At 43.6% G+C, this 11,993-nt stretch carries 11 protein-coding genes and 1 tRNA gene; all 12 read right to left on the reverse strand.

What is annotated here, in order from left to right:
- The coding region (gene selD / locus ACO4PX_RS04740) for a selenide, water dikinase SelD (protein WP_485571725.1) at positions 1-819 on the reverse strand (819 nt) is incomplete at its 3' end.
- Between the two features lie 88 nt (positions 820-907).
- Positions 908-2,173: a glycosyltransferase family 4 protein gene (locus ACO4PX_RS04745; RefSeq protein ID WP_485571727.1), complete on the reverse strand. Its 1,266-nt coding sequence runs from the start codon at positions 2,171-2,173 to the stop codon at positions 908-910.
- Between the two features lie 62 nt (positions 2,174-2,235).
- Positions 2,236-2,333: transfer RNA gene (locus ACO4PX_RS04750), tRNA-Sec, on the reverse strand.
- Between the two features lie 149 nt (positions 2,334-2,482).
- The gene (locus ACO4PX_RS04755; protein WP_315377228.1) at positions 2,483-2,719 is read right to left on the reverse strand and encodes a putative Se/S carrier protein; all 237 of its coding nucleotides are present in this window, start codon (positions 2,717-2,719) and stop codon (positions 2,483-2,485) included.
- Positions 2,719-3,300, reverse strand: coding sequence for a sulfurtransferase-like selenium metabolism protein YedF (gene yedF, locus ACO4PX_RS04760; protein WP_315271706.1), 582 nt, complete (start codon positions 3,298-3,300; stop codon positions 2,719-2,721). The genes ACO4PX_RS04755 and yedF overlap by 1 nt, the downstream gene beginning before the upstream one ends.
- Positions 3,301-3,413: 113 nt before the next feature.
- Positions 3,414-4,553, reverse strand: a complete 1,140-nt coding sequence (locus ACO4PX_RS04765) for an aminotransferase class V-fold PLP-dependent enzyme (RefSeq protein WP_485571729.1) — start codon at positions 4,551-4,553, stop codon at positions 3,414-3,416.
- On the reverse strand, positions 4,550-5,635 hold the full coding sequence (locus ACO4PX_RS04770; protein ID WP_485571731.1) for an ABC transporter ATP-binding protein: 1,086 nt from the start codon (positions 5,633-5,635) through the stop codon (positions 4,550-4,552). The genes ACO4PX_RS04765 and ACO4PX_RS04770 overlap by 4 nt, the downstream gene beginning before the upstream one ends.
- 1 nt (position 5,636) lies before the next feature.
- Complete coding sequence (locus ACO4PX_RS04775; RefSeq protein WP_485571733.1) at positions 5,637-7,319, reverse strand: ABC transporter permease; 1,683 nt, start codon at positions 7,317-7,319, stop codon at positions 5,637-5,639.
- A gap of 1 nt (position 7,320) precedes the next feature.
- The gene (locus tag ACO4PX_RS04780) at positions 7,321-8,427 is read right to left on the reverse strand and encodes an ABC transporter substrate-binding protein (protein WP_485571735.1); all 1,107 of its coding nucleotides are present in this window, start codon (positions 8,425-8,427) and stop codon (positions 7,321-7,323) included.
- A 546-nt stretch (positions 8,428-8,973) separates the two neighbouring features.
- On the reverse strand, positions 8,974-10,137 hold the full coding sequence (locus ACO4PX_RS04785; RefSeq protein WP_485571737.1) for a M20 family metallopeptidase: 1,164 nt from the start codon (positions 10,135-10,137) through the stop codon (positions 8,974-8,976).
- A gap of 150 nt (positions 10,138-10,287) precedes the next feature.
- Entirely contained in the window at positions 10,288-11,220 is a 933-nt protein-coding gene (gene tsf, locus ACO4PX_RS04790; RefSeq protein WP_007156024.1) for a translation elongation factor Ts, read from the reverse strand.
- Positions 11,221-11,297: 77 nt separating this feature from the next.
- Positions 11,298-11,993: 30S ribosomal protein S2 (rpsB, locus tag ACO4PX_RS04795; protein WP_485571738.1), on the reverse strand; the 696-nt coding region annotated here is incomplete at its 5' end.

The following is an 11,993-nucleotide window of genomic DNA, read 5'->3' on the forward strand; positions in this document are numbered from 1 at the left end:
AGCGTAAGCCCCTGCCGGAATCATACCCAATTCCGCATACTCCAAGCTTTCCGGTATATAAGGTATAGAGGATGAATGCAAGTGAAAAGTCACCTTGCTGGCCTCTGCCATCTCCAGAGCATGTCCCATCAAACCGAAGCCGGTAATATCCGTGCAGGCATGGACCGTAAATTGATCCATTACTTCCTTTCCCTTTCGGTTTAGGGAAGCCATGACACGATAGGACTCCTCTTTTGCTCTCTCACTGGCAAATTCCACCTTGGCGGCGGTATTAATAATTCCTGTACCAATCTGTTTCGTTAAAAGAATACAGTCACCGGGTTTGGCTCCGTAGTTCTTCTGAATTTTCTTAGGATGTACAAGACCGGATACGGTAAGGCCGTAGAAGGGCTCATCGTTTTGAATGGAATGTCCTCCAATCAAGATGGCTCCGGCTTCTTTTACCTTATCCGCTCCTCCCTTCATGATTTCGGATAAAACATCAGGAGAAAGGCAATTCGGAAAACCGACTATATTCAAGGCTACCTTGGGAATGCCTCCCATCGCATAAACATCGGAAAGGGCATTCGCCGCTGCAATCTGTCCAAACAGATACGGGTCATCCACTACAGGGGTGAAAAAATCCACTGTTTGAATCATTGCCAAATCCTCTGTAAGCTGGTAAACCGCTGCGTCATCAGAAGTATCCAACCCTACCAATACATGAGGATCAAAATCAAATTTTGGAAGCTTGCTCACAACCTGAGCAAGGGTCTCCGGACCTATTTTCGCGGCTCAGCCGGAAAGTTTGGTCATCTGGGTTAACCTAAGTTTACTCATATCGTCTCCCTTACTTAACAAAGCAGGGAAAGGTACAGAAAACCCCTTCCCTGTTATTTCTATATCAGTTTTCTATTGTACGGTTTATCTATAAAAAGTCAAGATAAGACAGGACTTTCTCGGCAATTCCATCCCAGGATAGATTCCCCATGGAAATCATTTTAGAATACTCGCTATCCATACATTGAGCAATCTGCTTTTCCAACCGTTCCTCAAATACCGGAAGAACTTCCTCCGGTATTTCATCTGCATTTTTTCGGGGGGGCAGCTCTACGAAAAAGATAGGCGCGGTGGGAAGATTTTCCGTAAAGAAATCTTCCAGGCCTTCCAAAGCAGTAAGAACAACCTTGTTTCCACAGGCTAAAGACTCGATCACCGTCATGGGCACTGCATCAAAGAAAGAAGGCAGAAGGAAACAATCGGAAAATTCATACCAGGGTATCAAGTCGGAATAATCCAAACGACCTAAAAAGTGAATGGGATAATTGCAGGTCTTAGCCAGGGCATAGACCGCCTCCTTTTCTTCCTGATTTCCGTTATCCCCAATCATAAAGAGGCGAAAATTCTTCCTTCCCTTTTGAGAAAGTGCTTCCAAGCTTCTTAAAAGGGAAAATACTCCCTTTTTCTCTCCCAGCTTTCCGGCAAAAAGCAAGTCCCAATACTCTCCTTTAACATATTTCTCTCCTGAAGCGGTTCGAATCTCTCTTCTTCTGGGAATACCGTGGGGACTGAGCACATCTCCTGTAGGCAGCCCCAATACTTCTGCATTGTATCCGATTCCTATATTTATCACTTTTTCAGGCTCCACTCCGTAGAGGCGGAGAACCTCTTGCCTCTGGGCTTCCTTAGGAGTGAAAATCTTATCCAGCTTTTGAATGTTTCGGACAATTCTCTCCTTTTCCAAATCATGCTTTTCCATTTGTCGAAGATCTGTATTATGACAAAAAGCAAAGATAGGAATTTGGGGACATTTTTCCCTCACCAATGCGGTAAGCAAATAAAGATGATGGCAAAGAATCAAATCCGGAGAAAAAACGGACATCACTTCTTCCAGCTTTTTAGAAAAAGCCCTTTCAAACTGTTCCAACATTTCCTTTGTTAAATCCTTATATCTGGTGCTGTTATAAGGCATTTCATCACTCATTCCCAAAACCGGATAGGGCAATTCCTCCGATTCATAATACACCGGAAAAAAATCCACGGAGGGAATATCCGGAAGCTTGTCCTCCTTTGTGACCCCGCAAATCACAGCCTGTTCTTCTCCCAAATGCCGGTAGGATTTAAGAATTTCTGTCAGGTAAATACCGGAGCCTGTACTGCTGGGTTTTTGTGTAATGATACTAAGTATTTTCATCTTCCTCCTACAAAAAAGACTGCCCGAAAAAGGGCAGTCTAAACGGCAAAAGCCGGAATATTTGGCGAAGGTGTGTGAGAATCGAACTCACCTAGGATGTTCTACACATCCAACACTGGTTTTGAAGACCAGGAGGCTCACCAGGTACCTATCCACCTCCAAAGGAACACTGCACACTATACCATAGAAAAAAATGCTCTGTCAAATCTCGAAGGGATTCATAGGGAATCACAATAAATTTCTATAGAAAATTCCTATGGATAATTCCTATAGAAAACTCAAAAGTGACAAAGCTAAATTCGGAAGCTTTTAAAAAAGAATTTCATGCACGGCACTGGGTTCAAGACCGGCTTCCTTACAAGCCGCCAAAGTGCTTTCCTTGTTCTCCAAAGCCGTACTCCAGGCAAGTCCGCAGCCTGCAGAAATCACGGAAGGGAGGGGAATCAGTCTTCCCGGCAAGTCCTTCTCCTTTCCCAGCTTCTCCATCTGCAGGGCATCCACCGTATTATGAAAGCTTAAAATGCATTGTAAAGTTTTCTCTCTCATTATGGTTTGATTATTTTATCGGACTGCATCTCTGTTTCCACAATCTCATACATATTGGAAATGATTCCCACAGCCAACTTCTCCTTGATTTTATAGTAGTCTGCACAAAGCCCGCAGGTCATAATCTTCACACCGGCTTTCTCCAGAGTTTTTAAGTCGGAAAGTATCGGAGAATCCTCTGAAGTTAAATAAGCTCCGCTGTTGTAGAAAACCATTGCAGTGGGCAAAGGATCCACATTGCTTAAAGCGAAAACAAAGGACTTAATCAAAGTATGTCCAAGCTCCTCTGCACCCTCTCCCATCTTATTGGAAGAAAATACCACGGTACAAGTAGCTTCTTTCTCCTTGGATACACCATCCTGCTTCTTCACTTCAATACGAACTTCAAATTCTTTCTCTGAAAGCTTTTGGGAAGCTACCGCGTACTGAAATTTCTGTCCCAGCCTCTGTAAATTCTGTACAGCGGTCTCATTATCTACCAATACGGTAAGAATTCCTTCCTGCATTTCTTCCATAGCCTTCTTTGCTTCCACCACGGGAAGAGGACAAGCCAAGCCTTTACAATCTAAGTTTTTATCCATTTTGCTTCTCCTTTCAATAATGATTCTCCTAAACTATAAAAAATTCAGGAGAAAAAGTCTAATAAGAAATTATTATATAAGCAAGATTTATATTGCAAATTAATATAAATGCACTAGCCTTCCTCAGAAAGAATCCGAATGGCCTCCACCGCCTTTGCCACTTCCTCCTCTGTATTAAAATGAGAAAAGCTGAAGCGAACACAACCCTGCTCCACATTATTTAAAGCCTTATGCATAAGGGGCGCACAATGCCCTCCTGCTCTGGTGGCAATATTGAAGCGGGTAAAGAGTTCATCACTGACCATGGCGGAATCGTAGGCATAGAGATTCATGCTGATAATAGGGCAGCGTTTCTTTTCCTGGAAATTTCCGCAGAGCTTTACCCCGGGAAGGGACTCAATTCCCTTTTTAAACTGCTCCATTAGGCTAAGCTCTTTCTCTCGGATAGTTGCAATACCTTCTCTTTGAATATAGGCCACCCCCTCATGAAGTCCTGCAATGCCATGGGCATTTAAGGTTCCTGCCTCCAAATGATTCGGATACTCCAAAGGCATATCTTCATTATAGGTTTCCACCCCGGTTCCCCCATAAGATAAAGAGCGTAAAGAAATTCCTTCCTTAATCAGCATTCCTCCGGTGCCCTGAGGCCCCAATAAGGATTTATGGCCTGTAAAGCAGAGGATGTCTATACCCAGCTTTTCCATATCAATATTATAAACTCCGGCAGTTTGAGAAGCATCCACAATCCAAAGCAGAGACTTTTCTTTCACAAAGGTGGAGATTTTTTCCAAATCCACCAGATCTCCTGTCAGGTTGGAGGCATGGGTGTGAACGATGGCTTTGGTATTTTTCTTCCATAACTTTTCTAAAGAAGCATAATCCAGAATCCCATTCTCATCCAAAGCGCAAAAGGACAGCTCTACCCCCTGCCTTTCCATGGCATAAAGAGGACGAAGAACGGAATTATGCTCCATCACCGTGGTAATCACATGATCTCCCGGCTTTAAACTGCCCAGAATTGCCATATTCAAGCTTTCCGTTGAATTTTTCGTAAAGATACAATGACTAGGATTCTTTCCATGAAAGAACTCCGTCAGTAAAACTCTTGTGTCAAAAACCGTCTTTGTAGAGCTGTGGGCCGCCTCATGGGTAGAACGCCCCGCATTCCCCATACTTTCCATGGCATGAAGAACAGCCTCCAAAACCTCCTTCGGCTTCTTTTGGCTGGTTGCCGCATTATCCAAGTAAATCATTGTTCTTCCTCCTTCTCATAGAAAAATACCCAAACTTCCTCTCCCTCCCGGAAAGGAGCATTGGCCTGCAGCTTAATATGAACTTCTTCTCCGGCAAGAATTACCCTATACAAGCGGTATGTAGCTAAAAACACCTCGGAAAGTACTCTCCCTTCTTTTCGAAGCTCTCTTCTTCCCTCCTGTCTTCCGGATAAAGGCTCTACTCGGGCCTTTTCCGAGGAAATTCCAAAATCCTCCGGACGAAGAAAATGTTTTTTCCCTTCCAGAAAAAGTACGAAATACTCTCCGAAAAAGCGTCGAATATAATCATTTTTCGGATGCAAATACAGCTCTTCGCCGCTACCGATTTGTAGAATCTTGCCTTTTTCCATAATGCCGATTCTGTGCCCCAGTTCCATGGCCTCTTCCTGGTCATGGGTCACAAACAGCATGGAAAGTCCGATTTTACGCTGTACATCCGCCAGTTCTTCCCGAATATCCTTTCGAAGCCCTGCATCCAAATTGCTTAAGGGCTCATCCATTAACAAAAGCTTTGGTTCCACCGCCAAGGATCTGGCCAAAGCCACCCTTTGCTGCTGTCCGCCGCTAAGCTCCGTCACCATTCTATCTCGAAAGGACCATAATTTCATCATATCCAGGTATTTTTCCGCCCTATCCCGTTGTTCTTTCTTATGAAAGCCCTTCCATTTTAGGCCATAACAAACATTTTCCAAAACCGTCATATGAGGAAAAAGAGCATAGGACTGAAAAACCGTGGATACAGGTCGTTTTTCCGGGGGAAAGGAGCTATAATCCTTTCCCTCTATCAAAATCTTTCCCTTTTCCGGAAAGAGGAAGCCTCCCAGAAGCTGTAAACAAGTCGTTTTTCCGCAGCCGGATTCACCCAAGAGACAAAAAATCTCTCCCGCTTCTATCGATAAAGAAAAATCTTCTAAAACCAAATCCTCCTTCGGATCATAGTGAAAGGATATTCCCTCCAAAGTAGCTAAAGTATTGCTTGGACTCGGAGGATTTAGCTTTCCCTGAGGGTACTCCTGAAAGTCTCCCTGTATTCCGTTGCTCTTGTATAACTCTCTTTGCATCTTACTTCCCTACTCCCCTTCTGCATACAAGACTTTGAACCCTTCCCAGTAAAAGCGAAAAGGCTAAAGATAGTAGTATCATGATTCCCGATATCAAGGAAGCCACAGCATAGTCCCCCCGGTTAATGGCATCGAACAAGGTATAAACCAAAACCTTGTACTTTGCACTGATTAGAAAAATGATGGCTCCCGCAGTGGTTAAGCCCTGACTAAACTGTAAATACACAGAAGAGAAAAAGCTGGGCAATATCCCGGGCAAAATAATTTGAAAAAATACCATGGAAGGCTTTGCCCCCAAATCTCTTGCTGCAAGCTCCAAATTCTTAGGACTCTGACTTAAGGCAGTACCGGCCAGCCTACTGCCTAAGGGCATTTGCCGAAAAAGCAGAGAGAACAGCATAATCCATACGGTTCCGGTAAGCTTTAAGGGCGCCTTATTAAAAGCCAGGATATAGGCAAGACCGAAGCAAGTTCCGGGAAGCAAATAAGGTAAAGAAAGCGCAAAGTCCAAAAGTTTTTTGCCTCTTTTCATCTTTCTTTCCATAAGGTAAGTCAAAAGAAAGGCGAAAAAACTGCCTAATACGGAGGCGGTAAAAGCCAACAGCAAGCTTAATCCCATGGTGGAAAGATTATACTGAAAAAGACTGCCCATATTTTCCCAAGTAAAAAAGATTTGCTTTTTGTTAAACCGCAGAAATCCATAGAGGAAAATGGAGGCATATTGCAGTGCCTGGAACAGCAAAAAGAAAAACAAAAGGAATTGAATCGGAAGATTCATCCAATGCTTGCTGTCCAGTCTTAATCCGGTTTTTCCTTTCTGTTCCTTATTTCGATCATCCGCTTTTTTCATGGACATCCGATAAAGAAGGAAAGTGAAAAAGGCAGGAAACAAAAGCAGAATATTCATGGCTGCAGCTTTAGAAAAGTCGGAAAAACCGATAATTTGCAGATAGATCTCCGTTGCCAGCGTACTGTATCTTCCTCCAATAATAATCGGGGTTCCAAAATCGGATAGCCCTCTTAAAAAGCTTAAAAAAAAGGAGGCCAAAATAGCCGGAGACAACAAAGGAAGTAAAATATCCTTTAGCACGAAGAAAGCATTTGCCCCCAAGTCCCGTCCGCTGTCATAGAGCTTTCCGTCAAAATCCTCTAAGGCATTGGTAAAAAACAGGGTATTCATACAGGCAAAGTGAATGCTTTGCATAAGAATTACCCCCCACTTATGATAGGGATCAAAGGATAATCCCAGTAAACGATAGGTAATCAGTCCTCTTCTGCCATACAAGGTAATAAAGGACAGGGAAGAAATAAAGGGCGGAGAAACCATACTCATGGATAAAAGGAGTAAAGCAATTCTTTTCTGCCATTTTCCGGTAGAACGAATGCCATAGGAAAGAAAAAAAGCCAAGCCGGTAGAAATCAACGCCGAGTAAAAGGAGCTTTCCATACTATGGAAAAATGCAGTTTTATATCGCAGAGCTATCTCCTGGAAATATTGCCCCGGATTTTCCACCTGAAAGGCTTTCCAAAAAAGCAAAAAAATCGGATAGACGATAAAAAGAAGAATGGGAAGAATCAAAAGCATAATAAAGAGGGAAAACAATACAGCGGAAAAAAGAGTGGAATACTCCACTCTCTTTTCTGCATTTTCCTCTATTGATTTTAGGGAAAAGAACGACTTCATCTTAAGCCTCGTTCTTAGAACCTGCTAAAGTCTCCCACTTACTGAGGATACTGTCTCTCTGAGAACCGAATAAGGATAAATCTTCCTTCATTAACAGACCGGTGTCGAAAGATAAGTCAACATTGGACAGCTTTGGTAAAACAACCTTAATGGTGTTCTTTCCGTCAATTTCAGCCAATTCCTTTAAGTGATCCTCACTGTTGTATAACCAGTTTAAGAACTCCTTTGCAGCCTCTGCATTGGCAGCGCCCTTAAATACGGCAACGCCCTCCGGTACATAAGGAATTCCATCTTCAGGATAAACCAAAGAACATCCCTGCTCTGTAGCAAGTTTCTCGGTCTTCTTATCCATCGGGGTGATTCCGATAGCAACCTCTCCCTGAGCGGTCTTCTCTCTTGGGTCTCCTCCACGCTTGGAGTAATACTTTACATTATCATTTAATGCGGTAAAGTACTTCCATCCCTCTTCTTCACCCTTCTTCTGTAAAAGAGCATTTACAACACCGTAGTTGGTTCCGGATACTGCAGGATTGGACATCAAAATCTCATCCTTGTATGCGGAGTTAAGTAAATCCTCCCAGCTCTTAGGTGCTTCCGCATTCTTAGTCTTCAGCATCTCATCATTAACAATAAAGCCTACAACGGTAACGCCCTTGGTGTACCAATAGTGATCAGGATCAACATAGCCGGATGCAAAGTCATTTGCAGCGTCTAAATCAATCTTCTCCAGTAAGTCACTATCCTTAGCGCTCATGAAAGCATCAATTCCGCCGCCAAACCAAAGATCAGCGGTAGGTGTGCCTCCCTCAGCCTTTAACTTACTGAGAACCTCTCCGGAGGACATGGAAAGGAGTTCTGTCTCAATGCCGGTGTCCTTTGTAAACTCATCAAATAACTTCTTGTAATCTTCGGAAGTGGCAACGATAGCCAACTTTCCTTCAGCCTTGGTCTCGTTGGCTTTCTCTGTAGCCTTTTCCGTTTCAGCGGAGGACTCCTCTGCCTTGGCAGTGGTTGCCGCTACAGAACTTTCCTTGGTCTTCTGTCCGCAAGAGGCAAGAACGCCTAATGCCAGTAAGGACAATGTGGTTAATGCAAGCTTTCTCTTCATAATGCTCCTTTTCAACTAGTAATTTTTACACTCCCGTTTGCAGTCCTCTATAACCGCAAACAGGCATTAGTATAGCATATTAAAAAGAGGAATTTTAATTCTGATTTTAAATAGATAACAGGGATTTATTTGAATATTCTATAGGAAGACAATGCTCTATTATGAATACGCTTTTCAGTGATACTGCCTGTGGTCAGGGAAGGTTTACGCTTTTCTTGATACTATCTATGGTCCGGGGCACGCTCTCGCTAACTTCGCCACGCAGGGGTACTAAGCGAAAAGCTGTGGTTCCCTTGCTTTCCGCAAGTACCCGCGGGCTCAGATTGCCCCGGACCATAGATAGTATCATGAAAAGCTGTTCCATGCATCAATCACACTTGTTGAGTGCTATAAATGTCGTGAGTACTAAAAAGTTGTCAAAATCAACTCTCTGTACCCAAAGTGTAAAAATCTTGATGTTCCTAATAATAAGTCATAAGAATTGTGAAAAAAGGGCTTTGCATAAAGGCTAGCCTCTTATATCAAGAACTATATAGCATATAAAAATCAAATGCCATTTTCATAAAAATCTTTTAAAAGCTCAAAATAAACCTTCTCACAGCGGAGCACGTCGTCTTTTTCTACGTATTCATCTCGTTGGTGAGCCATGTCTAATGATCCGGGACCATAGGAAAGGGTGGTATGGTTATCGCATTTTCCGGCGACCACGGCGGTATCGGTGTAGCCCGGGAAGGGGCAGACTTTGGCTTTGGGATATCCGGCTGCTTCAATGGCTTTTTTACATTTTGCCAAAAGCAGACTTTCTTCATAATGGGGTATGGCAGGCCGATTTCCTGTAATTAAAATGGTGGATTGAAGACCGGGATAAGTTTTCTGTACCTTTTCCACGGCTTTTTCCAGTATTTCTTTTCCTGTTTCCGCAGTATAGGGGGGAACCAGACGCATATCAACGGAAACCTTGGCTTCTGCAGGAACTTGATAGGGATGAATTCCTCCGCTGCACTGTCCGAAGCAGATTTTGGAATCCCCCAAAAAGCTATCCTTTTCCAAAGCATCCACTCCCTTTTTCGCCTCCGGAATGGCCATGGCCATAGAGAGAATGGCATCAATTCCGGTTTCAGGCTCACTGGCATGAGCCGCCTTTCCATGAAACTGCCATTCGTACCAGAATCTACCCTTATGGGCGGTTTGAATAGTACCGTCTGTGGGCTCCGTATCCATAAGTAAAGTATCTTTATCCAGCCATCCTGCTTGAATGGCTTTCTCCACGCCCTTCATGTCCCCCTCTTCATCACAGGTGAAGACCATTTGCAAAGAGATCTTGGGCTTTTGCTTCTCCTTCTTTGCCAAAGCCAAGATTTGTAAAAATGCAGAGATTGCCGCAGCGGTTCCGCCCTTCATATCGCAGGAGCCTCTACCATACAGTCGGTTCCCCTCCCACTCTCCAAAGGGATTTTTCTCCCAATGCAGACCGATAGGTACCGTATCCATGTGGCAGATAAAACTGAAGCATTCCTTAGTTTCTCCCGGAAGGAGTACTCGAAGAATGGGACGGTGAGCTTCTACCTCAAGCTTTTCTACAATACCGGATAACTCCGATACCGCATCCTTTAAAAGTGCCAAAATATCCTCGGCTACCCCTTCCTCCAAAGCTCCCGGATTTGTACTTTCTCTAGCCACCAATTTTTCCAAAATATCTATGCAGTTCATTTTCTTTAAGCCTTTCTGATGATTTTAACAAGATATCGTATGCTACATCGGCAATACTCTTTAAGAATGAGAAATCTCACGCTTCCCAAGCCTACTCTTAAAAAATCGTAAAAAAATCCCTCTCACCAAACAGCAAGAGGGATTCCTTTATTATTTAATCTGTGCAGCTACTTCTGCAGCAAAATCTTCATTCTTCTTCTCAAGTCCCTCTCCTGTCTCGTAACGAACGAAACGTACAAGGGAAATTTCAGCGTTCTGTGCTTTTGCAACGCTCTCAAGGTACTGACCAACCTTCTGCTTTCCATCCTCAGCACGAACATAAACCTGGTCTACAAGACAAACTTCCTGTAATTCCTTGTTTAATCTTCCCTCAACCATACCAAGAAGAACCTTCTCAGGAGCATTTGGCTTCTCGTTCTTAGCAGCAGCCAAAAGGATCTCCTTCTCGTTCTTTAAGTATTCCTGATCAACTTCTGCACGAGTGATGTACTTTGGATTTAAAGCGGCAATCTGCATAGCAAGGTTCTTTGCCATATCCTTGATTGCATCATTTACCACTGTGGACTTAACCTGTAAAAGAACACCGATTCTTCCGCCGGAGTGAATATAATCCTGAACGAAACCGTTTTCCTCGGTAATCTTGGTAAAACGACGGATATTCATGTTTTCCCCAATTACGGAAATGGTAGCGGAAAGCTGCTCGGAAACAGTCTTGGAAGGATCCAAATCCCACTTCTCCTGTAAGAAGCTGTCGATATCCGTTGCAGATGTCTTTAATGCCTGAGCTGCTACTTCCTTAACGAAGTTCTGGAACTTTTCGTTCTTAGCAACGAAGTCGGTCTCAGCGTTAACCTCTACTACAACGCCGGTCTTTCCGTCATCGGAAATCTTTGTGAAGGAAACACCCTCTGCCGCAATTCTTCCTGCCTTCTTCTCTGCTCCTGCAAGTCCCTGCTCTCTCAAGTACTCTACAGCCTTATCCATATCTCCGGCTGTCTCTGTAAGAGCCTTCTTACAAGCCATCATTCCTGCTCCGGTAATCTCTCTTAATTCCTTCACCAGTGCTGCGGTAATCTCTGCCATTTTCTTTCCTCCTTTTAAACGATAACATTAGGGAAATAGTCCCTTCTACTCATAGAGCAAAAGGGACCTGATTTATCTTATGCCTCTTGTGTAAAATCTTCTTCACTGCTTGCTAAAGCGGCTTCTTCCTCGGTCATATCACCCTGCTTAGCCTCGATAACGGCATCAGCCATCTTAGCAACGATTAACTTGATGGCACGGATAGCATCGTCGTTACCCGGGATGATGTAATCCAGCTCTTCAGGATCTGCGTTAGTATCTGCAATTCCGAAAAGAGTAATTCCAAGAGAATGAGCCTCCTGTACGCAAATCTTCTCCTTCTTGGGATCGATTACGAAGATTGCATCGGGAATAGACTTCATATCCTTGATTCCGCCAAGGTTAGCCTCAAGCTTAGCCCACTCCTTCTTCAAAAGAGTAACTTCCTTCTTTGGCAATACATCAAAGGTTCCGTCTTCAGCCATCTTCTCAATGTCCTTTAATCTCTGGATACGGGAACGGATGGTCTTGAAGTTGGTAAGCATTCCGCCAAGCCAACGCTCATTTACATAGAACTCTCCACAACGAAGTGCTTCAGCCTTAACAGCATCCTGAGCCTGCTTCTTTGTTCCTACGAAAAGGATGGTTCCACCGTTAGCAACGATCTGAGACAATGCGTTGTAAGAATCATCTACAAGCTTTACAGTCTTCTGTAAGTCAATGATGTGAATACCGTTTCTCTCGGTGTAGATGTATGGAGCCATCTTAGGGTTCCATCTTCTGGTCTGGTGTCC

It is taken from the genome of Oribacterium sp. (genome assembly GCF_057249185.1).

Coding starts and splice junctions, on each gene's coding strand:
- ACO4PX_RS04785 (WP_485571737.1), bottom strand. CDS start 10,137: ATGAACTGCATAGATATTTTGGAAAAATTGGTGGCTAGAGAAAGTACA.
- ACO4PX_RS04770 (WP_485571731.1), bottom strand. CDS start 5,635: ATGCAAAGAGAGTTATACAAGAGCAACGGAATACAGGGAGACTTTCAG.
- ACO4PX_RS04775 (WP_485571733.1), bottom strand. CDS start 7,319: ATGAAGTCGTTCTTTTCCCTAAAATCAATAGAGGAAAATGCAGAAAAG.
- ACO4PX_RS04765 (WP_485571729.1), bottom strand. CDS start 4,553: ATGATTTACTTGGATAATGCGGCAACCAGCCAAAAGAAGCCGAAGGAG.
- yedF (WP_315271706.1), bottom strand. CDS start 3,300: ATGGATAAAAACTTAGATTGTAAAGGCTTGGCTTGTCCTCTTCCCGTG.
- tsf (WP_007156024.1), bottom strand. CDS start 11,220: ATGGCAGAGATTACCGCAGCACTGGTGAAGGAATTAAGAGAGATTACC.
- ACO4PX_RS04780 (WP_485571735.1), bottom strand. CDS start 8,427: ATGAAGAGAAAGCTTGCATTAACCACATTGTCCTTACTGGCATTAGGC.
- ACO4PX_RS04755 (WP_315377228.1), bottom strand. CDS start 2,719: ATGAGAGAGAAAACTTTACAATGCATTTTAAGCTTTCATAATACGGTG.
- ACO4PX_RS04745 (WP_485571727.1), bottom strand. CDS start 2,173: ATGAAAATACTTAGTATCATTACACAAAAACCCAGCAGTACAGGCTCC.